Origin of the sequence: Krasilnikovia sp. M28-CT-15, assembly GCF_047159595.1 — a bacterium.
Taxonomy (GTDB): domain Bacteria; phylum Actinomycetota; class Actinomycetes; order Mycobacteriales; family Micromonosporaceae; genus Actinoplanes.
Window position 1 is genome coordinate 336,034 of sequence record NZ_BAAGAK010000001.1, and the last position, 25,843, is coordinate 361,876.

The 25,843-nt window shown below is 70.4% G+C and carries 25 protein-coding genes and 1 tRNA gene; 18 read left to right on the forward strand and 8 right to left on the reverse strand.

Annotated features, from left to right (window positions below; translation table 11 throughout):
- Nucleotides 1-79: 79 nt before the first annotated feature.
- From ACMCNO_RS01605 to eccB, 3 genes are all read left to right on the forward strand, one after another.
- The gene (locus ACMCNO_RS01605; protein WP_412747651.1) at nucleotides 80-1,174 is read left to right on the forward strand and encodes a PLP-dependent aminotransferase family protein; all 1,095 of its coding nucleotides are present in this window, start codon (nucleotides 80-82) and stop codon (nucleotides 1,172-1,174) included.
- Nucleotides 1,175-1,302: 128 nt separating this feature from the next.
- The gene (gene corA / locus ACMCNO_RS01610) at nucleotides 1,303-2,445 is read left to right on the forward strand and encodes a magnesium/cobalt transporter CorA (protein ID WP_412747652.1); all 1,143 of its coding nucleotides are present in this window, start codon (nucleotides 1,303-1,305) and stop codon (nucleotides 2,443-2,445) included.
- Between the two features lie 90 nt (nucleotides 2,446-2,535).
- Nucleotides 2,536-3,966, forward strand: coding sequence for a type VII secretion protein EccB (gene eccB, locus ACMCNO_RS01615; RefSeq protein WP_412747653.1), 1,431 nt, complete (start codon nucleotides 2,536-2,538; stop codon nucleotides 3,964-3,966).
- 18 nt (nucleotides 3,967-3,984) lie between these two features.
- Here eccB and ACMCNO_RS01620 read toward each other — a convergent pair whose 3' ends face one another.
- The gene (locus tag ACMCNO_RS01620) at nucleotides 3,985-4,611 is read right to left on the reverse strand and encodes a hypothetical protein (protein WP_412747654.1); all 627 of its coding nucleotides are present in this window, start codon (nucleotides 4,609-4,611) and stop codon (nucleotides 3,985-3,987) included.
- Nucleotides 4,612-4,739: 128 nt separating this feature from the next.
- Here ACMCNO_RS01620 and ACMCNO_RS01625 point away from each other — a divergent pair, with 128 nt between their 5' ends.
- Both ACMCNO_RS01625 and ACMCNO_RS01630 read left to right on the forward strand, forming a co-directional pair.
- Nucleotides 4,740-5,270, forward strand: coding sequence for a peptidylprolyl isomerase (locus ACMCNO_RS01625; RefSeq protein ID WP_412747655.1), 531 nt, complete (start codon nucleotides 4,740-4,742; stop codon nucleotides 5,268-5,270).
- A gap of 27 nt (nucleotides 5,271-5,297) precedes the next feature.
- Complete coding sequence (locus ACMCNO_RS01630) at nucleotides 5,298-6,209, forward strand: rhomboid family intramembrane serine protease (protein WP_412747656.1); 912 nt, start codon at nucleotides 5,298-5,300, stop codon at nucleotides 6,207-6,209.
- Here ACMCNO_RS01630 and ACMCNO_RS01635 read toward each other — a convergent pair.
- A complete protein-coding gene (locus ACMCNO_RS01635; RefSeq protein WP_412747657.1) occupies nucleotides 6,185-6,625 on the reverse strand; it encodes a PH domain-containing protein in 441 nt (146 codons plus the stop codon). The genes ACMCNO_RS01630 and ACMCNO_RS01635 overlap by 25 nt on opposite strands.
- Before the next feature lie 36 nt (nucleotides 6,626-6,661).
- Between ACMCNO_RS01635 and ACMCNO_RS01640 the strand changes: the two genes are divergently transcribed.
- The 5 genes from ACMCNO_RS01640 to ACMCNO_RS01660 all read left to right on the forward strand — a co-directional run bounded on the left by ACMCNO_RS01640 (nucleotide 6,662) and on the right by ACMCNO_RS01660 (nucleotide 12,276).
- A complete protein-coding gene (locus ACMCNO_RS01640) occupies nucleotides 6,662-7,792 on the forward strand; it encodes an acetyl-CoA C-acyltransferase (protein ID WP_412747658.1) in 1,131 nt (376 codons plus the stop codon).
- 58 nt (nucleotides 7,793-7,850) lie between these two features.
- Complete coding sequence (locus ACMCNO_RS01645; RefSeq protein WP_412747659.1) at nucleotides 7,851-8,327, forward strand: hypothetical protein; 477 nt, start codon at nucleotides 7,851-7,853, stop codon at nucleotides 8,325-8,327.
- 190 nt (nucleotides 8,328-8,517) lie between these two features.
- Nucleotides 8,518-10,254 carry a S8 family serine peptidase gene (locus ACMCNO_RS01650; RefSeq protein WP_412747660.1) on the forward strand — a complete coding sequence of 579 codons (1,737 nt, stop codon included), beginning with the start codon at nucleotides 8,518-8,520 and terminating at the stop codon, nucleotides 10,252-10,254.
- Nucleotides 10,255-10,458: 204 nt separating this feature from the next.
- Nucleotides 10,459-11,202, forward strand: a complete 744-nt coding sequence (locus ACMCNO_RS01655) for a hypothetical protein (protein WP_412747661.1) — start codon at nucleotides 10,459-10,461, stop codon at nucleotides 11,200-11,202.
- A gap of 309 nt (nucleotides 11,203-11,511) precedes the next feature.
- Nucleotides 11,512-12,276 carry an SAM-dependent methyltransferase gene (locus tag ACMCNO_RS01660; protein ID WP_412747662.1) on the forward strand — a complete coding sequence of 255 codons (765 nt, stop codon included), beginning with the start codon at nucleotides 11,512-11,514 and terminating at the stop codon, nucleotides 12,274-12,276.
- A gap of 282 nt (nucleotides 12,277-12,558) precedes the next feature.
- Here ACMCNO_RS01660 and ACMCNO_RS01665 read toward each other — a convergent pair whose 3' ends face one another.
- The 3 genes from ACMCNO_RS01665 to ACMCNO_RS01675 all read right to left on the reverse strand — a co-directional run bounded on the left by ACMCNO_RS01665 (nucleotide 12,559) and on the right by ACMCNO_RS01675 (nucleotide 13,795).
- Nucleotides 12,559-12,993 carry a hypothetical protein gene (locus tag ACMCNO_RS01665; protein WP_412747663.1) on the reverse strand — a complete coding sequence of 145 codons (435 nt, stop codon included), beginning with the start codon at nucleotides 12,991-12,993 and terminating at the stop codon, nucleotides 12,559-12,561.
- Between the two features lie 165 nt (nucleotides 12,994-13,158).
- Nucleotides 13,159-13,290 carry a hypothetical protein gene (locus ACMCNO_RS01670; RefSeq protein ID WP_412747664.1) on the reverse strand — a complete coding sequence of 44 codons (132 nt, stop codon included), beginning with the start codon at nucleotides 13,288-13,290 and terminating at the stop codon, nucleotides 13,159-13,161.
- A gap of 420 nt (nucleotides 13,291-13,710) precedes the next feature.
- A tRNA-Ser gene (locus ACMCNO_RS01675) sits at nucleotides 13,711-13,795 on the reverse strand.
- Nucleotides 13,796-14,035: 240 nt separating this feature from the next.
- On the opposite strand from ACMCNO_RS01675, the gene ACMCNO_RS01680 reads away from it, so the two are divergent.
- Both ACMCNO_RS01680 and ACMCNO_RS01685 read left to right on the forward strand, forming a co-directional pair.
- Nucleotides 14,036-15,877, forward strand: coding sequence for a ricin-type beta-trefoil lectin domain protein (locus ACMCNO_RS01680; protein ID WP_412747665.1), 1,842 nt, complete (start codon nucleotides 14,036-14,038; stop codon nucleotides 15,875-15,877).
- 150 nt (nucleotides 15,878-16,027) lie between these two features.
- Nucleotides 16,028-17,002, forward strand: coding sequence for an NAD(P)H-quinone oxidoreductase (locus ACMCNO_RS01685; protein WP_412747666.1), 975 nt, complete (start codon nucleotides 16,028-16,030; stop codon nucleotides 17,000-17,002).
- A 2-nt stretch (nucleotides 17,003-17,004) separates the two neighbouring features.
- Here the strand turns inward: ACMCNO_RS01685 and soxR are convergent, their stop codons facing one another.
- Entirely contained in the window at nucleotides 17,005-17,442 is a 438-nt protein-coding gene (gene soxR, locus ACMCNO_RS01690; protein WP_412747667.1) for a redox-sensitive transcriptional activator SoxR, read from the reverse strand.
- A gap of 49 nt (nucleotides 17,443-17,491) precedes the next feature.
- Between soxR and ACMCNO_RS01695 the strand changes: the two genes are divergently transcribed.
- The 5 genes from ACMCNO_RS01695 (at nucleotide 17,492) to ACMCNO_RS01715 (ending at nucleotide 21,896) form a co-directional block, all read left to right on the forward strand.
- Nucleotides 17,492-18,178 (forward strand): transketolase, encoded by a 687-nt coding sequence (locus ACMCNO_RS01695; RefSeq protein WP_412747668.1) that lies wholly within the window; start codon nucleotides 17,492-17,494, stop codon nucleotides 18,176-18,178.
- Nucleotides 18,179-18,180: 2 nt separating this feature from the next.
- Nucleotides 18,181-19,059 carry a transketolase family protein gene (locus ACMCNO_RS01700; RefSeq protein WP_412747669.1) on the forward strand — a complete coding sequence of 293 codons (879 nt, stop codon included), beginning with the start codon at nucleotides 18,181-18,183 and terminating at the stop codon, nucleotides 19,057-19,059.
- 328 nt (nucleotides 19,060-19,387) lie between these two features.
- Nucleotides 19,388-20,290, forward strand: a complete 903-nt coding sequence (locus tag ACMCNO_RS01705; RefSeq protein ID WP_412747670.1) for a C40 family peptidase — start codon at nucleotides 19,388-19,390, stop codon at nucleotides 20,288-20,290.
- Between the two features lie 94 nt (nucleotides 20,291-20,384).
- A complete protein-coding gene (locus ACMCNO_RS01710) occupies nucleotides 20,385-21,044 on the forward strand; it encodes a GNAT family N-acetyltransferase (RefSeq protein ID WP_412747671.1) in 660 nt (219 codons plus the stop codon).
- Nucleotides 21,045-21,365: 321 nt separating this feature from the next.
- A complete protein-coding gene (locus tag ACMCNO_RS01715; protein ID WP_412747672.1) occupies nucleotides 21,366-21,896 on the forward strand; it encodes a YbhB/YbcL family Raf kinase inhibitor-like protein in 531 nt (176 codons plus the stop codon).
- A 51-nt stretch (nucleotides 21,897-21,947) separates the two neighbouring features.
- On the opposite strand, the gene ACMCNO_RS01720 is transcribed toward ACMCNO_RS01715, so the two are convergent.
- A complete protein-coding gene (locus ACMCNO_RS01720; RefSeq protein ID WP_412747673.1) occupies nucleotides 21,948-22,658 on the reverse strand; it encodes a class I SAM-dependent methyltransferase in 711 nt (236 codons plus the stop codon).
- Between the two features lie 799 nt (nucleotides 22,659-23,457).
- On the opposite strand from ACMCNO_RS01720, the gene ACMCNO_RS01725 reads away from it, so the two are divergent.
- Complete coding sequence (locus ACMCNO_RS01725) at nucleotides 23,458-24,888, forward strand: hypothetical protein (RefSeq protein ID WP_412747674.1); 1,431 nt, start codon at nucleotides 23,458-23,460, stop codon at nucleotides 24,886-24,888.
- A gap of 9 nt (nucleotides 24,889-24,897) precedes the next feature.
- Here the strand turns inward: ACMCNO_RS01725 and ACMCNO_RS01730 are convergent, their stop codons facing one another.
- On the reverse strand, nucleotides 24,898-25,614 hold the full coding sequence (locus ACMCNO_RS01730; RefSeq protein WP_412753581.1) for an IucA/IucC family C-terminal-domain containing protein: 717 nt from the start codon (nucleotides 25,612-25,614) through the stop codon (nucleotides 24,898-24,900).
- Nucleotides 25,615-25,843: the final 229 nt, after the last annotated feature.

The following is a 25,843-nucleotide window of genomic DNA, read 5'->3' on the forward strand; positions in this document are numbered from 1 at the left end:
ACGACAGCACCGGCAACACGAAGCGGTAGGGGTCCGGGCACGCGAAAATTGTATAGAGCGGCCTCGTAAGCTGAGCGGTATGACCGCTGAGCAGCTGATCTCCTTTGCCCGTGGCGCCCCCTCCTTGGACATCGTCGATGTCGAGGGGCTCAAGGCCGCGGCCGTCCGCGCGTTCGAGGCCGATCCGGCCGGGGTGACCGCGTACGGCACGTCGGTCGGCTACCTGCCGCTGCGAAAGTGGATCGCGGACAAGCACGGGGTCGCCCCGGAACAGGTGATCGTCACGAACGGTTCGCTGCAGGCGGACGCGTTCCTCTTCAACCACCTCGTCACGCCCGGCGACGCGGTGGTGGTGGAGAAGCCGACGTACGACCGGACGCTGCTGAACCTGCAGAACCTGGGCGCCAAGGTGCACCAGGTGACGATCGAGCCGGACGGCATCGACGTCGACGAGCTGCGGCGCCTGCTCGAGTCGGGGGTACGCCCCAAGCTGGCGCACATCATCCCGAACTACCAGAACCCGGCTGGCGTGACGCTGTCGCTGGCGAAGCGCCACGCCCTGCTGGAGCTGGCTGCCGAGTACCACTTCACGATCTTCGAGGACGACCCGTACGCGGACATCCGGTTCCGTGGCGAGGCGCTGCCGTCGATGCTGTCGCTGGACACCCGCGGGGTGGTCGTGCACGCGTGCAGTTTCACCAAGACGGTGTGCCCGGGCGTCCGCGTCGGCTACCTGGTCGGCCCGGCGGACACGATCGGTGCCATCGCCAAGAAGGCCACCAACCTGTACATCTCGCCCGGCATGGTGTCCGAGGCGATCGTGCACCAGTTCTGCGTGTCGGGCGACATCCAGCGCTCCATCGCGACCGTCAGTGAGGCGCTGGGCGAGCGGGCCCGGGTGCTGGCCGAGTCGATCCGTACGCACATCCCCGGCGCCAGCTTCACCGAGCCGGCGGGCGGGTACTTCCTCTGGGTGGACCTGCCCTCCGACATCGACGTGGACAAGCTGTTCCCGGTGGCCACCGCGAAGGGCGTGGCGATCGTCAAGGGCAGCGACTTCCTGCTCGACGGCGGGAACCATTCCGTACGCCTGGCGTACTCGGCGGTGACCGTGGACCAGATCGACGAGGGTGTACGCCGCCTGGCCGCGGCGATCGCCGAAGTCCGCGGCTGACGCCTCCGACCGCCGCCCCGGGGCCGCCCGTCCTTGACACGGCGGCCCCGGTCCACCGGCGCGTCCGGATGCCGTCGCCGGGCTGGCGTAGCCTCAGGCGGGCCGTCACGCGCGGAGGGGGAGGCGTTATGAGCGATGGCAGCGTGCGCCGGGTCAGGTCGACCGGCAACAACCGGTCGCTGTCGCGGGCCTGGACCGCCCCGGTGCGGGCGATGAACCGGTTCCTCGGCAGTGCGGACTCCCCCGATCCGGGCGCCGAGCAGTGCGCCGACAGCGCGGTGGTCGACTGCGGCGTGTACGTCGACGGCAAGCGCGAGCCCGGCGAGTACTCCCCGAGCGCGGCACTGCGGCTGGCACGCTCCCGCGACGACGCGTTCGTCTGGCTCGGCCTGCACCAGCCGTCGGACTCCGAGATGTCCGCGATCGCCCGCACCTACGGCCTGCACGAGCTGGCGGTCGAGGACGCGGTGCAGGCGGAACAGCGGCCGAAGCTGGAGCAGTTCGGCGACGTGCACATCCTGGTGCTGCGCACGGCCCGGTACGTCCCGCACAGCGAGCTGACCGAGACCTCCCAGATCGTCGAGACCGGCCAGATGATGGTCTTCGTGGGGGAGCAGTTCGTGATCACGGTGCGCCACGGCGACGCCTCCGAGCTGGTCTCCGTCCGGGCCGGACTGGAGACCGAGCGCGCCGCGCTCATGCAGCACGGGCCCTGGGCGGTCGCGTACGCGGTCACCGACCGGGTGGTCGACCTGTATCTGGAGGTGGCCGACCAGGTCGAGGCGGACCTGGACATCCTGGAGGAGCGGGTGTTCGCCCGCGGCACCGGCAGCCCGATCCAGCAGATCTACCAGATGAAGCGGGAGCTGGTGGAGTTCCGCCGGGCCGTGGTCCCGTTGCAGCGGCCGCTGGCCACGATCACCGCACCGCAGAGCCGGGTGGTGCCCAAGGAGATCCGCCGCTACTTCCGGGACGTGCACGACCATCTCACCCGTACGGTCGAGCAGGTCACGTCGTACGACGACCTGCTGAACTCGATCCTGCAGGCCCGGCTCGCCCAGGTGACCGTCGACCAGAACAACGACATGCGCAAGATCGCCGCGTGGGCCGGCATCGCGACCGTGTGGACCGCCGTCGCCGGCGTGTACGGCATGAACTTCGAGCACATGCCGGAGACCCAGTGGCTGTACGGCTACCCGGTCGTGGTCTCGATCATGTTGCTGATCTCGGTCCTGCTGTACCGGGCGTTCCGCCGCAACGGCTGGCTCTGACCGGGCCGGGCGGGCATGCCCGCGTGGCCCCACTGCGCTCGGTCATGCCGCTGCCCCCCATGCGAGCGCCGCGCCCCCTAGAGTGGCCGGGTGCCGTCGCGTCAGGATCAGCTGCACTCATACCAGTACTCGCTGCAACGGGTCGTTGCCGCGCTGGTGACGCACGACCCTGACCCGCACCGCTCGCCGCTGCGCCGGGCCGGCATGACCGCGCTGGTGAGCCTCGTCATCGCCGCTGTGGCGGTGGGAGCCGCCGCGGTCTACGGCCTGATCACCGGGCGGAGCAACGAGAACCCGCGCAACGAGGCGGTCGTCTTCCTGGAGAAGGACTCCGGCGCCCGGTACATCTACCTCAAGTCGGACGACAAGCTGCATCCGGTACTGAACTACGCCTCCGGGCTGCTCATCGCGAACTCGTCCACCCCCGAACTGCGGACCACCACCCGTGAGCGGCTGGCGGCGGTGCAGCTGGGCGCCCCGCTGGGCATTCCGAACGCCCCGGACTCCCTGCCCGGCGCGGACGACCTGCTCGTGCAGCCGTGGTCGATCTGCACGCAGCCGACCGGCGGCCCGGCCAGCGACAAGGACCCGCGCAGCACCCTGCTGGTCGGCGAGCGGCTGACCGACGGCACGCTCGCCACCGCGCCCGGCGACGGCCGCCCCGCCCAGGGCCTGCTGGTGAGCGATCCCGACGGCCGGACCTTCCTGGTGGCCGGAAACCGGCGCTTCCAGATCCCGGGCGACCGGGACGACGCGGTCCTCAGCGCGTTCAACTGGAGCGACCGGACGCCGTGGCCGGTGGCGGCGGCGTGGATCAACTCGATCCCGCTCGGCCCCGACCTGAAGCCGCTGTCGATCGACAACCGGGGCGAACGCTCCGGGGTGCCGGACGCCGACATCGGCCAGCTGTTCACGGACGGCAAGCAGTGGAAGGTGGCGCTGGCCGACGGCGCGGCCCCGATCACCGAGGTGCAGGCCCTGCTGCTGAAGACCGTCGAGGGGACGAACCAGGGGTCCCTGGACGGGTCGGCGTTCATCAACCTGCCGCAGTCCGAGACCCGGCTCATCGACCGCGGCGACTCGAACGCGCTGCCGTCCACGCTGCCCGAGCTCGCCGCGCCGGCACGCAGTGCCTGCATGACCCTGCCGGTGGGCGCCGACGGCGCGGGGCTGCGGATCGACCCGACCTTCGCCGCGGGCACCCAGGCGACCGGCCCGGCGGCCGTGGAGGGCGGGGTGCAGGCCGACTGGGTGAATGTGGCCCGCGGCCGGGGCGCGGTGGTCGTGTCGCTGGCCTCGCCCACGGCGCCCGCCGGCTCCGGGACGGTGAGCATCGTGACCGACACCGGGCGCCGGTATTCGGTCGCGAACCGTGAGGTGCTGGCCAAGCTCGGCTATGGCGGGGTGTCACCGCAGTCCGTACCGGCCCAACTGGTGGCGCTGCTGCCGCAGGGACCAGCGCTGGACGTCACCCGTGCCCGGCCGACCGGGACGGGCACGGGTGACGTCCAGGGCAACTAGCTGGCCGCGACCCCAGGGTCACGACTTCTGCTTGCCGCTCCGGGCCACCTCCGGGCCTTGCGGGGAGGTGCCGTTCTGGCCCGCCGTGTCGGTCTTGCGGTCGGTCATCGGGCTCTTGCCGGCCATCGGGTCGACCGGCTCGAACGCGGCGTCGTCCGCCCCGCCGATCGACTCGGCCGCGGCCGCCATCGTACGGTCCGGGTCGTATTCGTCCCATTGCGCGGCCTTGCGCCGCCGGGTGAGGTAGGCGGCGCCCGCCCCCACCGCGACACCCGCCGCCGCCAGCCCGATCAGCTTCGACCGCTGGCTCCTCGCCTTACCCTTCATCCGCGCGGAGCGCCGTCCCCGGCGGCCGGAGCGCGACGCCTTCGAGCCTTCCTTGCCGGCCTGCCGCAGTGTCTCGGCCGTGGCCGCGATCACCGGCGTCAGGGTCGCCAAGGTGCTCTCCCAGCTGGTCGTGGCGGTGTCCCGGGCCTTGGTCGCGGCGGGGTGCACCCGGTCCCGGGCGGCGGAGATCTTCGGCCCCATGGTCGCGCTGGTCTCCTGCGCGGCAAGGGTGGCCGCCCGCTTGAAGTGCTCGACACCCAGGCCGAGTTCCTGCTTCATCGTCGCGTTGCGGCGCTTGCGGCGCATCGTTGCGAACACCAGTGCCCACCTCCTGAGGGTTATCTCTAGGCCATGTTGCCTTCCCAGGTACCCCCGCGCATCCGGATCTGACACATGGGGCAGGATCCGAATTACGCAACGAACTGTCCTACAGACGGGAGTACCCCGTGGCTCAGAAGCTTTACGCCACTCTGCACACCAACCACGGCCCGATCCGGTTGCAGCTGTTCCCGGATCACGCGCCGGCGACTGTGCGCAACTTCGTGGAGCTCGCGGAGGGGACCAAGGAATACACCGACCCGCGCAGCGGCCAGAAGGGCAGCGGGCCGTACTACGACGGCACGATCTCGCACCGGGTCATCCCCAACTTCATGATCCAGATGGGTGACCCGACCGGCACCGGCCGGGGCGGCCCCGGCTACCAGTTCGCGGACGAGTTCCACCCCGAGCTGCACTTCGACCGGCCGTACCTGCTGGCCATGGCGAACGCGGGGCCGGGCACCAACGGCTCCCAGTTCTTCATCACGGTCTCGCCGACCCCGCACCTCAACCGGCGGCACACGATCTTCGGCCAGGTGGCCGACGACCAGTCCGCCAAGGTCGTCGACTCGATCGCGACCACCCCCACGGGCCCGGGCGACCGGCCCCGCGAGGACGTCGTGATCGAGCGAGTGGAGATCGAGCGCGTCGAGGGCTGATTACCCCGTCCGGGTACCGTTGTGGGCATGAGTGACGTGCCCACGACGGTCCCGGTCTGCTACCGCCACCCGTCGCGGGAGACCTACGTCCGGTGCACGCGGTGTGAGCGGCCGATCTGCCCCTCCTGCATGAACGAGGCATCGGTCGGCCACCAGTGCCCGGAGTGCATCGCGGAGGGCCGCCGGAGTCAGCGGCCCGCACGCACCGCCTTCGGCGGCAGCGTCACCCGCGGCTCCGAGGTGGTCACCCGGACCCTGATCGGCGTCAACGTCGCCGTCATGATCCTGTCGGTCGCGACCGGCGGCGCCGGCGCTGTGGCCGGTGGCGGGATGGGCGGCCTGTTCGGGGGCAGCACCCCGCTCACCGAGTGGGGGGCCGTCCTCGGCTACGCGATCTACGGCCCGCCCGGCGACCTCGCGGTACACGGCATCGCGGCCGGGGAGTGGTACCGCCTGGTCACCGCGATGTTCCTGCACTACGGCGTCCTGCACCTCTTGATGAACATGTACGCGCTGTGGATCCTCGGGCGGGAGCTCGAGCGGCTGCTCGGTCCGGCCCGCTTCGCCGCGCTGTACCTGATCGCGGGGTTGGGCGGCAACGTCGCGGCGTATGCGTTCTCCGCGCCCGCCCAGATGACCGCGGGCGCCTCCACGGCGGTGTTCGGCCTCATGGCGGCCTTCTTCGTCATCCTCAAACGGCTGAATTTGAGCGTCGCGCCGATCCTGCCGGTCATCGTCATCAACGTGGTCTTCACGTTCGCGGTGGCCGACGTCTCGGTCGCGGGCCACCTCGGCGGCCTCGCCACCGGTGCGGTCGTAGCGGTGATTCTCGCGTACGCGCCCCAGAACCGGCGCACCCTGATCCAGGTCGCCGGCTGCTCCCTGGTCGTGCTGGCGTTGCTGGCCCTGGCCCTCTACCGGACCGCCGTGCTGCTCTGACCCGCCGCGCCGGTACGCCATGCGGCCAATGCCTGCGCCACCTCGTCCGGCGGCGCACCCAGCTGATGCTCGCTGAACAGGTACAGCGCCTCCCCGGCGTCCACCTCCAGCAACTCGCTGCGCAGGCCGAGCCGCTGGCGGCGATCCACCCGGACCCGTTCGATCGCGGCCCACTCGAGGCGGCGACGGCGGGCGAAGCCGGTGACGACGGTGATCCCGTCCGGGTCGGCCGCCAGCCGGACCGGGGCGATCAGGTCGGACAGCGCCCAGCCGCACAGGCCCGCCGCGGTGACCCCGGCCAGCACCCACTGCACCGGGTCGTCGCGGCCGAACGCCAGGACCAGTACGCACACGGCGATCGCGCCGAGCAGTTTGGTGACCGGTAGGACGGGCTTCACATGCCAGCGCTGGGGCATGGTCCCACTATGACAGCCGGGCGTACCGTCGGCGGTATGCGCGATGCGGTGATCGTCGGGGCGGTGCGGACCCCGGTCGGCCGGCGGAACGGCGGCCTGTCGGAGACCCATCCGGTCGACCTGTCCGCCCACGTCCTGCGGGCCCTGGCCGAGCGTGCCGGCTTCGACCCGGCCGATGTCGAGGACGTGGTCTGGGGCTGCGTCTCCCAGGTCGGCGAACAGTCGTGGAACGTGGCCCGCAACGCGGTGCTGGCCGCCGGCTGGCCCGAGTCCGTGCCCGGCACGACCCTGGACCGCCAGTGCGGCTCCAGCCAGCAGGCGGTGCATTTCGCCGCCGCGACCGTGCTCAGCGGCCAGGCGGACCTGGTCGTGGCGGGCGGGGTGGAGTCGATGAGCCGGGTGCCGATGGGCTCCAGCGCCCAGGACTGCGATCCGTACGGACCGGCGGTCCGCGCCCGCTACGGGGTGGACGGCTTCAGCCAGGGCGTCGGCGCGGAGCTGATGGCCTCGCGGTGGGGTCTGACCCGGACCCAGCTCGACGAGTACGCGCTGGCCAGCCATGCCGCGGCGGCGAAGGCGCAGGACGCGGGGGAGTTCGATGTCGAGATCGTGCCGGTCGGTGCGGTGGCCCGCGATGAGGGCATCCGCCGGGACACGACGCTGGCCAAGCTGGCGGGTCTGAAGACCCCGTTCCGCGCCGACGGGGTGGTGACCGCCGGTTCGGCTTCACAGATCTCCGACGGTGCGGCGGCGCTGGCGGTGACGACCTCGCGCTGGGCGTCGGCGCACGGCCTGCGGCCGCTGGCCCGCATCCACACCGCGGTGGTGGCGGCGGACGACCCGGTGATGATGCTGACCGCCCCCATCCCGGCCACCGCGAAGGCGTTGGAGCGGGCGGGTCTCACCCTGGCCGACATCGGGGTGTACGAGGTGAACGAGGCGTTCGCGCCCGTTCCGTTGGCGTGGCTGGCGGAGACCGGCGCCGATGCGTCGCGGCTCAACCCGCGGGGTGGGGCGATCGCGCTCGGGCACCCGCTCGGTGCCTCCGGTGCCCGGATCATGACCACCATGCTCCACCACATGCGACAGTCCGAAACCCGGTACGGCCTGCAGACGATGTGCGAGGGCGGCGGAATGGCGAACGCCACGATCGTCGAGATTCTGTAATTCGGTATTCATCGGGAATCGGCCGCAGCTTTGCCCCCGGGGCGCCGTTAGACGCCACATGGACGTGTTTTCCCGAACGTTCCTCCCCGCCGCCGCCGAAGCCGGTGTCGCCATTCCCACCGTGAGCCGGCACATGCCGATCCTGCGCCGGTGTGTCGAGTCGGACGACGCCACGATCCTGGTCTCGCGTTGCCTGCGCCCGGAGCACGCCATGTCCGGCGATTTCCTGCTGCTGCTCACGTACCGCCGGCTGGTGGTCACGCAGGAGACCTGGGTGCTGCGCCGGATGCGGCTGCACCTCAACGCGAACCTGCGCCACCTCAGCAACGTCACCTGGAACATCGACCTGCGCCGGCACACGGTCGACCTCGCGGCCACCGCGGTCGACGGTGTCCGGGAACGCTTCCGCGTCCGGGCGGCCGAGCCCGACCACGTGTGGCGGGTGGACTCGCTGCTGCGCCACGTGTTCCGGGAGCGCCCCGCGCAGCCCGCCGTCCGCCCGGTCGCCACGGACGCCGCCGTGATCGCGGCGTGACCCTGCGCCTACCCGCGGTGACAATCGCACCTGTCGCGGCTGGACAGGTATCACTTCCGTCACCGTCGATCGGAATGCTCGCAGATTCCCGGTAGAGTCCCCGCGCACCGTCGGCCAGGCGGAGCTTCAGGTCGACACGGCTCGCCTAGTCGGGCGTACGGGGAAAAGGGCGACAATGCGCAACCATCGGATGGGGACGGCGCTGCTGATCTCAGCGCTGGCGTGGGGAATCGGCGCGGCGGCGCCCGCAGCGAACGCGGGCGCGGACGCGGGCGGGGTCCGGCTGGTCGTCGGGTTCCGTTCCACGGACGGTCTCGAGGGAGCGACCCATCGCCTCGCCGTGTCCGGGCTCCGGCTCAAGGGCACGCAGCGGCTGGCGTCGAAGCTGCGGGCGCGCACCCTCACCGTGCCGGCCGGCGACGTCGCCCGGATCACGGCCAAGCTCCAGGCGGACGACAACGTCGCGTTCGTCCAGGTGAACCGCAAGGTGAGCAAGTTCGACGTGACCCCGAACGACCCGCGTTTCGCCGATCAGCGCGAGCTGGGGCAGATTCAGGTGCCCGCCGCGTGGCAGTTCACGACGGGTGCCGCGAGCACCGTGGTCGCGGTCGTGGACACCGGTGTCACCCCCGTCGGTGACATCGCCGGCGCGACGCTGCCGGGCTGGGACTTCGTGAACGACGACGCCGACCCGTCAGACGACGAGGGCCACGGCACCGAGGTCGCTTCCATCATCGCGGCACGCGGCAACAACGGCGCCGGGATGGCCGGTGTCTGCTGGCAGTGCCGCATCCTGCCGGTGAAGGTGCTGAACAGCCAGGGCCTGGGCTTCGACGACGACGTCGCCGACGGCATCGTGTACGCCGCGGACCACGGCGCCAAGGTGATCAACCTGTCGCTGGGTGGCCCCGGTGGCGCCAGCAGGCTGCTGCAGATGGCGACCGACTACGCCCGCGCCAAGGGCGCCGTGGTGGTCGCCGCGGCGGGTAACGACGCGCTTCCGGAGATCAACTACCCGGCTGGCAACGCCGGGGTGATCGGGGTCGGCGGCACCGACACGGCCGGGAACCGGTTCGTGACCAATGTCCCCGGGGTCGGCGACGTCGGCTCCAACTACGGCCCGAGCTGGGTCGACGTGGCCGCGCCGTTCTGCACGACCGCGCAGAACCGGAGCGGCGCGTACGGCACGTTCTGTGGCACCTCCGCCTCGACCCCGCTGGTGTCCGGCGTCGCCGCGCTGGTGAAGTCGCGCGAACCGGCAGCCAATCCGTGGTCGGTGGAGAACGCGGTGCAAATTACGGCGCGGGGCCCCGGCAACTGGGTCCGGTACGGCGAGATCCGCGCGGACGCGGCCGTCGTGACGCTGATCGACCGCTTCGCGCCCACCATCGGCAGCACCACCCCTGCCGGCGGTACCAAGTTCCGGGGCACCCTCACCGTCACCGCGACAGGCGTGCACGACAACTCGGGCGGCTCCGGCATCGACCACGCCTCGCTGTACGCGGACGGCAAATTCGTCGGTAGCGACTACAGCGCCCCGTTCACGGTGAAGTTCAACAGTGGCCGCCGCAACGGTGTGGTCAAGCTGCAGTGGAAGGTCTACGACCGGGCCGGGAACTCGGCCGCCTACACCCGCACCGTGGTCGCCGACAACCTGGCGCCGGCCCTGAAGTGGAAGTCCGGACCGGCGAACAACAAGAGGGTCAAGGGCAAGGTCACGGTCAAGGCCAGCGCCAGCGACGCGGGCAGTGGCATCCTGCGGGTGGAGCTGTGGATCAACGGCAAGCTCGCCAAGACGGACGCGAAGGCGGCCTACTCGTTCGTGATCAACACCGCCAAGTACGGCAAGAAGATCAAGGTCCAGCTGCGGGCGCGGGACAAGGTCGGCAACGTCAAATCCATCAGTACGCGGACTTGGAAGCACTGACGGTCCTTCACTCACAGTGAAGGTGCGACCCCCGGTGGTGAGGCGCCAACTCCGTACGGTGACGCTCCCAGGTCGGAGCGTGGGCGCTTCCACGCCAGGTTCCCTAACTGGCGGGAACACAGAGAGCTACTTGAGCTTCGGTTGAATCAAGCCCGGCATCGTTTCCCCTGTCAGCAAAACGGGGACGTTGAAGGGAACTGAATCATGAAGCTGTCGAGCCTGATCGCCACCGCGGGTGTGGCCCTGGCCGGCGCTCTCCTGGCCGCTCCGCAGGCGGCTTCGGCGGCCGCGGCGCAGGTGCCGGGCGTCCCGATGGGTGTGCAGCAGGTCCGGTCGGCGGTCAATGAGGCGCAGACGGTGGTGTCGTGGAGGCCGACGACGTTCGCCGCGCGTTATCGGGTGAAGGTTCTCGACGGGTCCGCGACGGTGGCTTCGTATGTGGTGCCGGCGTCGCAGGCGCTGGTGGGTGGTCGTTTCCAGGTGGTGGTGTCGACGCCGAACAAGTGCTCGACGTACCGGATCTCGGTGCGGGCGGAGGACGCGCTGGGTCAGGGTGCGCAGGTGGCGGTGACGGAGAAGTCGCTGGTGCCGTCGGTGGTGACCAAGGCGCGGGGGTTCCGGGGTGCGGACAAGACGCGGGCGACGTTTGAGATGTCGGCGCCGCAGTGGCGGGGTTACCTGGTGGCGTCCGGTGGTGGTGCGAAGGCGGACAATCTGGCGGCGCCGTCGATCGAGGTGACGACGCAGTTGCAGTTGGTCCGGATCGCGGACGGCAGGGTGATCACTTCGGTGAGCACGACGCAGGCGGGGTGGACCACCGCGAAGCTGTCGAAGATTTTCACTGGTCTGGACGCTAAGCGGGCGTACGTGTTGAAGGTGAGCACGTCGAACGAGTGGGGCAGCTGCGCGAAGCAGGACGGCAAGATCCTGCTCCCGGCCGCCGCCTGACACCACGGCCGAAGGCCCCGCCAGCCCGCATTCTCAGCGGGCGGGCGGGGCCTTCGCCATGTACAGGCGCGGCCGACCACCAGGAGAACTGGTACGGCCGGGAATGTTATGGTCCGAGTCTCGTAGCTCCAGGCGGGTCCGCCGCCCGGCAGCGGTGATGTAGAAGGCGATGCCATGGTGGCCGCCCGGGACACCCGGGGCGGATGACGCGACACCGGTTTCCTCCGGCTGTCGTACCCCGGGTTCTGTCATGCCTTCTCTTCGCGCGGCGTTGTGTCGCCGCGCCACCGAATCATGGAGCGATCAGAAATGGCTGAGGACCTTTCCACCTGGTACACCGAGTTCTTCACCGAGCTGCCGAACGCCTTCTGGAGGGCCGCTCTCCCGCCGCAGTACACGAACGCCGAGGTCGACTTCCTGGTACGGGTCGCCGGGCTGCAACCCGGTTCGCGGGTGCTGGACCTGCCGTGCGGCAGCGGCCGGCACACGCTCGCCCTGGCCCGGCGCGGGTATCGAGTCACGGGGATCGACATCTCGACCGAGGCGGTCGCGTTCGCCCGCGCGGCGGCGGCGGACCTCGACGGCGTGGACCTACGCGTGGGCGACATGGCCCGCGTCCCCGGCGATCTGCGGGTCGACCTCGCAATCTGCATGGGAAACTCGTTCGGCTACCTCGACCACGACGGCAGCCGTCGGCTCCTGGCCGACCTCGCCACCATCGTGGTGCCCGGCGGTCACCTCGTCCTCGACTATGGATTCGTGGCCGAGTCGCTCCTGCCCGGACTCCAACTCGACGAGCCGCCGATGACACTTGGCGGCATCGAGGCGGTCTCGGTCAACGAGTACGACGCCGCGAACAGCCGATGGCTCACCCATTTCACCTTCCGCCGCGGCGACCAGGAGCACCGGGGCACCTCGGTGCAGCACGTATACACCGCGGCCGAGGTCGTCCGGCTGGTCGGCGAGGCCGGTTTCAGCGACACCGACCTGTACGGCGACCCGGACGGGACACCGTTCCGGTTGGGCAGCCACCGGCTCCTGCTGGTGGCCCGGCGTTCTCGGCATCTCGAATGACGTGGTGACCGGACGGGCTCACCCTGCGGCAGGTCGGCCGCAGGGTGAGCCCGTCGGGCCGGGAGCCCTCTCTGCGCGTTCGTCGCGTCAGGTAGGGCGCCGGGGCGGGGTGACGCGCGAACGGGTGTTACCTGCGGTCTGACTGCGAGAGCATCTCTTACCCGGTGTTCCGGTAGCACTTCCCAGATGATTTGCCCCTGTGCGGGTGCCCCACCGCCTGCTGCGGGGCACCCGCTACGGCGGAACCCACTGAACGACGACAACTAGTTCAGCGTGGTCCGCTCAGAGCGTGCCGGTTTCCCCGCCCCTGGCCAAGATTCCGCCACCGTGCCCCGACCCGGTGAGGAACTCAGTGCCTCGCCCGAGTCCGCCGCCACCGACGATGATGCCGGAGGTGAGGTCCGTGCCCCGTCCGAGCCCGCCGCCACCTGCACCAATGCCGGAGATGACGTCCGTACCCCGTCCGAGCCCGCCGCCGCCTTGCCCGTGGCCGGGGATGTGCTCCGCGGTTCGTCCGCTGAAGCCACCGATCGAGCCGCCCGCAAGGGAGACCGTGGACTGATCCTTGGGAGCCGTCGCCCCAAAGCCGCCCGCGATACCGCTGCCGGCGAGCTGGGCAGTGTCCGATGCGGCCGCTCCGGTGCTGCCGCCGATCGCGCCACCGGAGACGAGAGCGCCGATCGCCGTACCGACAACCGCGGCGCCGACCAGCACCATTCTTCTGAGCTGCATGGACTTTCTCCTCAATTTCTGGGCCTGCCTCGATGCGGCCCTGCCCGAACATAGGGGGGTCTGTCACGCCTCGACCCAGCGCCACAATCGACAGTGATCATGGTCTCTCCCCCCGGGACCGCCTCCTCCGCTGTTGACCTCGATACACGTCTAGCCAGAGTCACCCAGCCCGAACACGACGCTGAGGAGGTAGGCGACCGTCACGGCAATCGGTCGCGAGAAGACGAAGAGCAGTGCCAGGACCACGATCCCGACCATGGTGAGAGCCTCGAAGAAGATCACGCGCGGACCGTATTGCCGACCCACGGCAGCGGGCAGTGAACCACCTATCACCTGCGGGAACGCGCACAACACCGTCACACGTCGTTCCGGACTCAGTACCGAGTGGCCCGCGACGAGACGCCGCGTACCGCCGACACCAGGCCGCTGATAGATGCTGCGTTGATCAGCGCACCCATCGAGATGCCGACCACCCACACCCCCAGCGTGACCGAAACGGCTGGTCAGCGACCCCAGCCTCCCTACTTACCTCGATCACCATCGAAACAGCACCCATACCCACCCCGGGCCGCACATTTGCCGTGACGAACGAGCCGTAGCGAGATCACCCGGGACTCAGTGAGACCGTGGGTAGGTACGACGAAGGCCCCGCGGGTCTGCGTTTCCGCAGGCCAGCGGGGCCTTCATCGTGATCAGGAAGTGCGGAGGGCGTGGGATTCGAACCCACGATGAGTTTCCCCATACCGGTTTTCAAGACCGGCGCCATCGGCCACTAGGCGAGCCCTCCCGAGCGGTGCCTCCCAGTTTGCCAGACGGTCGCCGTCGGCTCGCATGGCCTCCGCCCTAGCGGCAAGCGCCCCACCCACCCTTCGCCGAAACTTATTTTAAGCCATTGAAAAGACCGTTGAGCTGCTGAAACACCCCCGACGCGAGCGTCGCAGCGGTTGACATGACATTGACGAGAATGTTAATTCTCGCTGGGTACCTATCCGGTCAGGCCCCCACCTCCGGTCAAGGGAGTCCCGCCATGTCCCCCATCAGCAGGCGGTTCGCCGCCGTCACCGTCCTGGCCGCCTCGGCCGCGGTCATCCCCACCCGGCCCGCGCTCGCCGCGAACGAACAGGTCCACGTGTACCTCACCACCACGAGCGACAGTGCCGGGCGTACGGTCACCCGCGGTCTGCAACCGCAACCGTCGGTCACCTTCACCAGCGGCGGCGGTGCCGCCAACCAGACGATCACAGTCAATGAGAACGCCACGTACCAGCAGTTCGAGGGAGCGGGCGCGTCCATCACCGACACCGCGGCCTTCGACATCCGCGGCAGCGGCGCCCTCTCCCCGGCCACTCAGAGCGACGTCATGACCAAGCTGTTCGACCCGGACGCGGGCATCGGCGTCAGCGCCCTGCGCAACGTCATCGGCTCGTCGGACCTGGCCCAGAACAGCTATTCGTACGACACCACGTGCTGCGACCTCAACGACTTCTCGCTCAACCGCGACGCGGACATCATGGCGCTGACCAAGCAGGCGCGGTCCCTGAACCCGGCACTGTTCGTCATGGCCTCGCCGTGGTCGGCCCCGCCGTGGATGAAGGACAACAACGCCTACAGCCAGGGCTGGTTGCGCGCCGAGTACTACGGCACGTACGCGCAGTACTTCGTCAAGTACATCCAGGGCTACCAGGCCCAGAACATCCCGATCAGGTACGTGACGGAGCAGAACGAGCCCGGCTGCTGCCCCGGCTACCCGTCGATGCAGTGGAACGCATCCGGGCTGGCCTACTTCGCGAAGACGAACCTGTTGCCCGCGCTGCAGAACGCGGGCCTGGACACCAGGTTGCTCATCGGCGACTGGAACTTCGACACGTACGACGCGTGGGTGGCGCCCCTGATCAACGACAGCGCGATCCGCAGCCACCCGAACTTCGGGGGCGTTGCCTGGCACGACTACGGGGGCAACCCGGCAACAGAGTCCACAGTGCACGGGCTGTTCCCGGGCGTGAACCAGTACAACACCGAGCACTCCGGTGGCACCTGGGTCGCTGACCAGCACGCCGAGGACATGGGCGACCTGGTCGACTACTTCCGCAACTGGGGGCGCAGCTGGACGAAGTGGAGCATGGCGGTGGACGAGGCCATGGGTCCACACAACGGCGGCTGCGGCACCTGTACGGGGCTGGTCACGGTGCACCGCAACGACGCCCGGCGGGGCCAGGTCGACTACACCGTCGAGTACTACACGATGGGGCACCTGACCAAGTTCGTCCGTCCCGGTGCGGTCCGGATCGACTCCACCGCGAACGGCGCCGTGCCCAACGTCGCCTTCCGCAATGCGGACGGGTCGAAGGCGCTGATCGCGTACAACACCACCGGCGGTCCGCAGACCGTCAAGGTGAACTGGGGCGCGCAGAGCTTCACGTACGCGCTGCCCGCCCGCACGTCGGCGACGTTCACCTGGACCGGCACGCAGTCCGGTGGCGGCGCCGGCCGCTCGGGGCAGATCGCCGGCTTCGGCGGCAAATGCGTCGACGTGGCCGGGGCGAACCCGGCGAACGGCACCCCGGTGCAGCTGTACGACTGCAACGGCACCGCCGCGCAGAGCTGGACCCTGGCCGGTGACGACTCGGTCCAGGCGCTCGGCAAATGCCTGGACGTCACCGGCGGCGCCACCGCCAACGGCACCAAGACCCAGCTGTACGACTGCAACGGCACGAACGCGCAGAAGTGGACGGCCGCGAATGGTGCCCTGGTCAACACCGGCTCGGGCACCTGCCTCGACGCCACCGACCTCAGCTCGGCCAACGGGACCCGGCTGCAGATCTGGTCCTGCACCGGCGCCGCGAACCAGCAGTGGCAGCTTCCATCGTGATCTGACCTCGACCGGCGCGGGAGGGCCACCTGGCCAGCCCGCGCCGGGTGGCAGCGGGCGGGCGGTCGGCCACCGGGCCATCCACCTGTGGGAGCAGCGGCGGTGAGGAAGCGAGCCACCGATGTCGGTCGGATCGGGCAGAGTAGACCCATGCACGCCATCGTGATCCAGACGCCGGGCGGACCTGAAGCACTCGAATGGACCGAGGTTCCCGACCCGGAGCCCGGGCCGGGTGAGGTCGTCGTGGAGGTCACCGCCGCGGCGGTCAACCGGGCCGACGTCCTGCAGCGGCGCGGCCACTATCCGCCGCCGCCGGGTGCTTCGCCGTACCCCGGGCTGGAATGCTCCGGTGTGATCACCGCGACCGGCCCCGGCGTGGCCGATCACGGCGTGGGCGAGCGGGTCTGCGCCCTGCTGGCCGGCGGCGGTTACGCGCAGCGGGTCGCCGTGCCCGAGGGCCAGCTGCTGCCGGTGCCGCGGGGCCTGTCCGTGCAGGAGTCCGCGGCGCTGCCCGAGGTGGCTTGCACGGTGTGGTCCAACGTCGTGGACGTCGCCCGGCTCCGCAAGGGCGACACGCTGCTGGTGCACGGCGGTGGTGGCGGCATCGGCACGTTCGCGGTCCAGCTCGGCGTGGCCCTCGGTGCCCGGGTCCTGGTCACCGCGCGCGCCGCCAAGCACGACCGGCTGCGGGCGCTCGGTGCCGACCTCGCGATCGACTACACCGACACGGATTTCGTCGCCGCCGTCCGCGACGCCACGGACGGCCGCGGCGCCGACGTCGTGCTGGACATCATCGGCGGCGCCTACCTGGGCCGCAACGTCGACGTGCTGGCGCCCGGCGGGCGGATCACGGTGATCGGCCTGCAGGGCGGGCGCGCGGGTGAGCTGGACCTGGGCGCGCTCATGGCGAAGCGGGGCACGATCGCCGCCACGACGCTGCGGGCCCGTCCGGTCGCGGACAAGGCGCGGATCGTCCGTGGGGTGCGCGAACAGGTGTGGCCGCTGGTCGACGCGGGGGCGATCCGGCCGGTCATCGACCGTACGCTGCCGATGAGCGACGCCGCCGAGGCGCACCGGCTGATGGAGGCCAGCGATCATCTGGGCAAGATCCTGCTCCTGCCCTGAGGTCAGCCCGCAGACAGCAGTTTGCGCGGGCCGGTGCCCTGCTCGCTCAGCGAGTCGCCGGGATTGACCAGCTTGCAGCGCTGCAGCGACAGGCAGCCGCAGCCGATGCACCCGGAGAGTTCGTCGCGCAGCCGCTCCATGAGGGCGATCCGTTCGTCCAGGCCATGGCGCCAGCGGGCGGACAGCCGCGCCCAGTCGGCCTTGGTCGGGGTGCGGTTCTGCGGCAGCGCCGCCAGCGCCGCCCGGATCTCCTCCAGGGAGACGCCGACCTGCTGCGCGATCCGGATGAACGCGACCCGGCGCAGCTCCGCGCGCTCATAGCGGCGCTGGTTGCCGCTCGTGCGGGTGGAGCGGATCAAGCCCTCGCTCTCGTAGAAGCGCAGCGCGGACCGCGCCAGGCCACTGCGCGCCGCCATGTCGCCGATGGTGAGCAAATCCACGCCGGGCATCCCTTGAGTTGAAGTGAACTTCAACTTGCAGGCTACCCGCATGACCGTCATCGCGGAGCGGGGCAACCCCGCACGACAGCTCGTCACCCGCCTCGTGGGCGACGAGAAGCACGCACCCAGCGCCTACTCCACGCTGGAAGTGCTCTGGGTGCTCTACGACCGGGTCCTGCGGGTCAGCCCGGCCACGGTCGACGAGCCGGACCGGGACCGGTTCCTGCTCTCCAAGGGGCACGGCCCGGCTGCGTACTACGCGGTCCTCGCGGCCACCGGATTCATCCCGGAGAGCTGGCTCGACGACCTGGGCGGCCGCGACAGCCGGCTCGGTCTGCACCCGGACCGGACCCTGATCCCGGGGGTGGAGATCGGTTCCGGCTCCCTCGGGCACGGACTCGGTCTCGCCGTCGGCACCGCGCTCGGCCTGCGCGCCCAGGGCTTCCTCGACACCCGCACGTACGTGCTGCTGGGCGACGCGGAGCTGGACGAGGGCGCCAACCACGAGGCCATCGCGTACGCGTACGCGGCGCGGCTGGGCGGGCTCACCGCGATCGTCATCGACAACCAGTCCGCCACGCACGGCTGGCCCGGCGGCCTCGCCGGCCGCTTCGTCGGCTGGTCCGCTTCTGTCGTGGACGGTTACGACCACGATGCCATCGCCCACGCGCTGAACAGCCACGACGGGCTGCGGCCGCACGTCGTGGTCGCCACCGTTGCCCCGAAAGGACGCTGACCATGCGGGAGACCTTCGTCGAGACGACCACCGCGCTGCTGGAGGAGGACCCGCGTACCGCGCTGGTGCTCGCCGACATCTCGGCGGACGCGTTCGCGCCCGCCCGGCGCCGCCATCCCGACCGGGTGCTCAACGTCGGCATCCGGGAACAGCTCATGACCGGGGTCGCGGGCGGGCTCGCGCTGACCGGGCTGCGACCGTTCGTGCACTCGTACGCGCCGTTCCTCGTCGACCGGGCGTACGAGCAGATCAAGCTCGACCTGGGTCACCAGGACGTGGGGGCGGTACTGGTCAGCATCGGTGCCTCGTACGACGCGTCGGACGTCGGCTACACCCACCACTCGCCGGGCGACGTGGCGCTGCTGGACACTCTGGACGGCTGGACCGTGCACATTCCTGGGCACCGCGACGAGGTGCCGCCGCTGCTGCGCGCCGCGGCCGGGACGGACGACCGGGTCTACGTGCGACTGTCCACGCAGGAAAACCGGCTCCCCCGCCCGGTGTCGCCGCGGCTGCAGGTGGTGCGGCGGGGTCCCGCGGGCGCCCCGTTGGTGCTGGCGGTGGGGCCGATGCTGGATCCCGTGCTGGCCGCCGTCGCCGATCTGGGCGTGACCGTGGCGTACACGTCGACTCCCCGGCCGTTGGATGTGGTGGGCCTGCGGGCGCTGGCCGGCGCGGAGATCGTGGTGGTCGAGCCGTACCTGGCCGGTACGTCGAGCCGGGTGGCGGCCGCGGCGCTGGCGGATCTGCCGCACCGGGAACTGCATCTGGGCGTGCGGCGCGCGGAGACCCGGCACTACGGCAGCGTGACCGATCAGGCCCGGTCGCACGGTTTGGACCCGGCCGGACTGCGCGCGTCGATCTCGGCCTTCCTCGGCTGAGCCGTGCCGCGGCCTCGGCCGGCGACGGCACTCGTACGGGGCAACTGTCCGCACCCGACAAGAAACGTTCTGACCTGCGGTTTTATGTGTGTGTCACGCGAATTGGGGACCGCCCCGGAGAGAGTAATTCGCGGAATTTCGCCCATCGGAAACCACATTGTGTGTTCGTCTGGTGGACGAAATGTTAGATCAGTCCGGGTTCCCATTGTCGCCGCACGACAGCGCGACGACCGCGCGGCCGACTTCACCGGCCGCGCCCGTCGGGATTCGCGAGAGTGCCCCGGGCCGACACCGGAGGCAGATTCTGTCCCATCCGTACAGCCGCCGGATGCTGGTCTCCGGCGCTCCCACCAGTGCACCCGGCCGACACCGCAGGCAGACCCTGCCGCAGCGGTACACGCGCGAGGTGCTGCTCACCGCCGGGATCCGCATGAGTGCGCCGGGCCGGCATCGCCGGCAGGCTCCGCCGCACCCGTACACCCGCCGGGTGTTGACCGCGAGTGCTCTCGCGCTCGCCGTCCTCGCCCCGGCCGTGGACCCCACGGAACGGCCCGCGGAGGCGGTGACACCGCCGCAGGTGGCGCCCCCCGAGCGGGTTCGCGTCGCCCAGTCGGACCCGATCGCCGCGGAGGCGGGCCGCCGTGCCCACCGGGTGTCCCGGTCCGCGGTGCGCTCGGTGACCGTACGTCCGGTGGTCACGGTCGTGCGCGGCGCGGCCGGACGAGCGGTCGTCCGGGTCAGCACCCGCATCGTGCTGCTCCGGCGGGCGGCCGACGCGCGCCGGTCGCGGGCCCACCATGCACCCACACGGTCCCGGCACGGATTCGGTGAACGCCGGTACCGCGTCGGCCGCGCCGTCCACCACGCCGTCCGCGGCGAGTACGTCTCGCTGCCGCCCGCCCGTGGCATGGGTCCGGTGCTGGCGTTCGCCTGGGCGCAGATCGGCAAGCGGTACCGCTCCGGCGGCGAGGGTCCGTACACATTCGACTGTTCGGGGTTCACCAAGCGGGCCTACGCCCGGATCGGCCTGCGGTTGCCGCACTCCTCCGGAGCGCAGGCCGCCATGGCACGGACCGTGTCCCGCGCGGCGGCGCGCCCCGGTGACCTCGTCGTCGGGCGTGGCCACGTCGGGGTGTACATGGGCGGCGGGATGATGATCGACGCGGGTAACCCGCGTACCGGTGTGGTGTACCGCAGGCTCTACTCCGGTCTGCACATTGAACGGCTCTGAGGGCGGCGGTGTGCGGCGGCGCCCTGGCCGCCGCACGTCGGCCGCGGCGCATTCCCGATGCGTCGCGGCCCGCGCCGGGTGAACAATCACGCACGTGATCAACAGTCATTGGCCGCTGTTCGGCCTGCGCCTGCGAACGCCCCGCCTGGAACTGCGAGTGCCCGACCTCGACGACCTGGCAGCCTTGGCCGACCGCGCTGCCGAGGGGGTGCATGACCCGGAAACCCAGCCTTTCACGAACGCGTGGACCGATGTGGAGCCCGACCGGCGGGCACGCGGCACGCTGCAGTGGCACTGGTCGATGTGGGGCCGCTGGACACCGGACGAGTGGTCGCTGAATTTCGTGGCGGTCGCCGACGGCATCGTGGTCGGCACCCAGGACGTGCGCGCCAGCAGGTTCGCCGCGCTGCGCGAGGTCGGCACCGGATCGTGGCTGGGCCGGTCGCACCACGGCCGCGGGTACGGCACGGAGATGCGCGCGGCGGTGCTGCACCTGGCGTTCGAGGGGCTCGGCGCCGAGTACGCGACGTCTGCGGCGTTCGCCGACAACGACGCCTCCTACGGTGTGTCGCGCAAGCTCGGCTACGCCGACGACGGCGTCGACCGGCATCTGGTGCGGGATGCGGTGGTGGTGAGCCGGCGGCTGCGCCTCGACCGGGCGGGATGGGCGGCCGCCCGTACGGTTCCGGTCACCATCGAGGGGCTCGCGCCCTGCCTGCCCATGTTCGGCCTGCCGCCGGCCGGGGACCCGTAGGCAGCAGTCGGCACCCGTCCCCACTGGGCGGGTGCCGACTTGCTGGCCGCCGCAGGCGACCTATCGCCACCGAGCGCGGGGATCTCGGCCACACGCACCCGGTCGGATGTCCGACTGAAGTATTGCCCCGCGGACCGGAAGTCAAGCGCACCGGCTGTGCGTTTCCTGGCAAAACCCCGCAGGAGTGACGCGGCGACCGGCAACCGGTCAGAAAGGCGTTGGACACGTGTTCTGGTTACGCTCGGGCGGTCGTGGGAATCCCCACCGTGGTCCCCGCGGACGCCTGGCCTCCCGCGGACGCCTTGAGGGAAGGACATCACCATGAGTCTCGACCGCCCCACCGCCCCGGACCCGTACGACCTGCTCCCGCCGGTGCCGTCCTTCACGGTCACCAGCACGGACCTGGCCGACGGCCAGCCGCTCGACGAGCTGCACGCGCATCCCGGGGTGGGTGGCAAGAACCTCTCCCCGCAGCTCGCCTGGTCCGGCTTCCCGCCGGAGACCCGCGGCTTCGTGGTGACCTGCTTCGACCCGGACGCGCCCACGGGCAGCGGCTTCTGGCACTGGGTCCTGGTCAACGTGCCGGCCTCGGTGACCGAGCTGGAGCGCGGGGCCGACCCGCTGCCGGACGGCGCGTTCTGCGTCCGCAACGACTACGGCGACGCCGGGTACGGCGGGGCCGCCCCGCCTCCCGGGGACCGGCCGCACCGGTACGTCTTCGCGGTGCACGCCATCGACGTGGACTCACTCGATGTGGGCGCGGACGCGACCCCCGCGGTGGTCGGGTTCAACCTGGCGTTCCACACCCTGGCCCGGGCGACGATCCGTCCGACGTTCCAGGTCCGGGGCTGACCGAGGCCGCGGACCTGACGTCGGTCCACGGCCCCCTGGGCGATCGGAAGGTCAGAGCGGGGTGCGCGCCACCGCGAAGACGGACTGGCCGAACGGCGGCTTGACCAGGCGCTCGGCGGCCTTGGTGACGGGCAGCACCAGCGAGTCGTACACCTTCACCATCGGGCCCTCCTTGGGGGCCAGCTTGAAGATGCTCGTGGCGCCGTAGTAGCCGATCAGGCCGAGCGCGTTCGCGTAGTGCATCTTCTCGATGGTCAGGCCGGCCTCGGTCATGGCGGCCCGCATCGTCTTCTTGGTGTAGCGGCGTACGTGACCGGTCGCGATGTCGACCTGGCTCATGGCGAACATGAACGCCGGCACGATGATGATCACCCGGCCACCGGGGCGGACGAGGCCGGCCATGCTGCGCAGCGCGCCCACGTGGTCCTCGATGTGCTCCAGCACGTTGTACGACACCGCGGCGCTGTAGTCCCCGCCCTCGGTGCTGGGCAGCAGCATCTGGCGTACGTCGATGCTGGGGTGATCGACCAGGCGCTCCTTGAGCTGCACCAGCCGGTCGGGGTCCGCCTCGGTCGCGGTGAAGCGGGGCAGGTGAGCCGACCACTCGAGCGCGTAGTCCCCGAGGCCGCTGCCGATCTCGATGGGGTTGTCCCCCAGATACGGAAGCGCGAGCTCGACGAACCAGCGACGGTGGTTCACGGCCGTCGCCAAGCCCTCGAGTACCTCGGACTGGATCCGCTGGTCTCCAGTGATGTCTGCCATAAGTCGGGTTCCCTCGTCTTGCTGGACAGCGGGACCGGAAGAGTTAACCAGACGCTGCCTGCGACCGAAAGTTGAGCGGGGGGTGACCGCCCATTGTTTGCCTGATTGAGACATTGCCCGGGATGGTCCCGGGTGGTACATCGTGCCCGCCGGGTGACCGAAAACGCCCCTACATATCGTCTCGATCACGCATCGGTCACTCGTCACTGCAACGTTACCAACCTCGGTTAGGCTCGCCGACGCTATGACGATTACGGGTATTGACTCGACAGGCCAGTCATCTGGTGGGCACGCGGCCCTGCCGAACCGTGAGGCCGCCGCAGAGGACCTGGACGCAGAGCTCATCGCCCTGGAAAGCGAGGTCGCGGCGGCGCCCGTCGACGTCAAACCCGCTGTTCGAGCCGTATCCGACCGGGCGACCGAAGAGTACCGTCCCACCCGCTGGTGGCGGACTCTCAAATGGCGAGACGTCCTCGCGATTCTCACTTTCGTCGCCATCGCGCTCTTCCTGACCGCGCCGTTGTGGCTCAGCCTTGATCATGAGTTGCGTGACGATCCGCAAGATCAGGCTTTCTTTGAGTGGATGCTGGCACACGGTGCACGAGTGCTCACGGATGGCGCCTATCCGTTCTTCTCTGATCGCATGAATTACCCCGACGGGGTGAACATGATGGCCAACACCTCGGTGCTGGCCGTATCCCTTCCGATGACTCCGATCACTCTGATGTTCGGTCCGCATGTGGCGTTCAACGTATTTCTTACGATGGCGTTGGCATGCACCGGCACATCATGGTATTTGGTGCTCTCCCGCCAGTTCGTCGCCTCGCGGCTGGCCGCCTGGGTCGGTGCGCTGTTCTGCACGTTCGCACCGAGCATGGTCTCGCACGCGGGCGGACACCCGAACATCGTCTCGCAGTTCCTCGTCCCGCTGATCATCTGGCGCACCCTGGCGCTGCGTACGCCCGGCCGCGCCGTCCGCGGCGGCGTCATCCTCGCGGGTCTCCTGGTCTGGCAGGCGTTCATCAACCTCGAGGTCCTCTTCATGACCGCTGTGGGCCTCGGCGTGTTCTGCGCCGTCATGGCGGTCGCCCGGCGGCGCGGTCACCCCGGCGAGATCCGCACCTTCCTGCGCGGGCTCGGCGTGGCCGGACTGCTCACCATCGCCGTCCTGGCGTACCCGCTCTGCGTGCAGTTCTTCGGGCCGCAGAGCTACAAGGGGCTCGCCCCGTTCGTCCGGAACTTCGGCGCCGACCTGGCCTCGTTCACCGCGTACTCGCAGCGCTCGATCGCCGGGCAGGGGCAGGTCAATGCGGGCCTCGCGCAGAACGCCTCCGAGGAGAACGCGTTCTTCGGCTGGGGCCTGGTGATCCTCTTCTTCGGGCTGATCTTCTGGATGCGCCGTACCGTCGCCGTGGTGGCCCTCGCCGGCATCGCGCTGCTGTTCGCCGCCATGTCCCTCGGGCCCCAGATCTACCTGCGGGGCATCAACACCGGCGTGCCCGGGCTCTGGTCGGTGCTGCACAGCATCCCCGTGCTCGACTCGGCGGTGCCGACCCGCTGGGCGATGGCCATCGCCCCGGCGGTCGGCATCGTTCTGGCGCTGGGCGTGCAGCGGGGCGTCGAGCTGGTCCGGACCCAGCCGTCCACCCGCGGCCCGGTCCGGGTCGCCATGATCACCGCGGTGGTGATGGCGCTCGTCCCGCTCGCGCCGACCCCGCTCACCACCAAGCCCATGGAGCCCGTCCCCGACTTCGTGGCCTCCGGTGCCTGGCGCCAGTACGTCGACGACAACCACACCGTCGTGGCCCTGCCGCTGCCCGACTCCAGCTATCCGGACCCGCTGCGCTGGAGCGCGTACACCCACCAGGACATGCGGATCGCCGGTGCGTACGCGCTGCTGCCCAACCAGAACCCGCTGGACCCGACCGACCGTACGGCGCTGTTCTCGCCGCCCTGGCGGCCGACCAGCGGCCTGATGGCCTCGATCAAGCAGGGCAACCCGACCCCGGAGATCACGGACACCCGGCGCGAGATGACCCTGGCGGACCTGCGCTTCTGGAAGGCGGGGGTGGTCGTGCTCGCCCCCCAGGCCCGCGATGACGAGATGCTGCGCGTGATGACCGACCTGCTCGGCTTCCAGCCGACCTGGACCGGTGGCGCCTGGGTGTGGAACGTCCGCAGTCTGGTGGACGACCCGAAGGCCGCGCTGACGGCCGCAAACGCCGGCTGAACCGCGCCGCTACTTGATGCAGCAGCCCTGACAGACCTTGGCGTCGGGGAGGGTGAACGCGAGGCAGCAGGTCTTGCGCTGCACGTCCAGCTTGCCGCCCCGGCCCGGCACCAGCTCGATGAGGTCCGCGACGCCGAGCGTCGTCAACAGGGTGTCGATCGTCTCGGCGGACGAGCCGGGCAGGACGTCGGCGGAACGCAGCACCGCGTACGCGATGCCGGACGACACCGATCCCATGAGGGTCCGCTTGCCCAGCCGCACCCGGCGGTGGATGGCGTCCAGCAGCGGGGTCAGATGCTCGTCGAGCAGCGTGGTGCGCAGCGTCGCCAGCAGGGCGGCCTCGTCGGCCACGACGCGGATCTGAGGCAGCCCACTGAGGGCCAGCGGGTCCGACGGCAGCACCGCGACCTCGATGTCGGCGCGCAGGCCGAGCGTGACCAGCGGCCGGGGGTCGTCGAAATGCATGAGTACGTCGGGAGCCCGCAGCAGCGGGACCCGGCGGGCGGAGGCCCAGCCCAGCACCGCCGGCAGCGCCAGCCAGTAGGTGTACGCCTTCCAGGCCAGCGCGGCCGCGGCGTGCGGCTCCGCGTGCCAGCGGCGGGCGGCGCCGTCGAGCAGGGTGTCCAGCCGGCTGTCCGTCAACAGGGTGGTCGGCTGCCAGCCCGACGGGTCGACGACCAGCAGGTCGGGCGCGAGGCCGGGCAGCTCCGTGCTGGTGCCGAACATGGCACGCAACGTCGCGGTCACCGGCGCCAACGGCTGCTCGGCGAAGGGGGTTCCGGTGAGCGCGCCCCGGTCGATGGCCGTGGTCACCTGGCCACGCCGATCCGAGGGCGGGAGTGCCCCCCGGAGCGCTTCGTCGGCCGGACCACCGCTGTCACCTCACCACGTGCGTGCGAGTCGCCGGGAGCGGACCTCGCGGCGACGACCACCATACCTTGTTAAGGCTAACCTA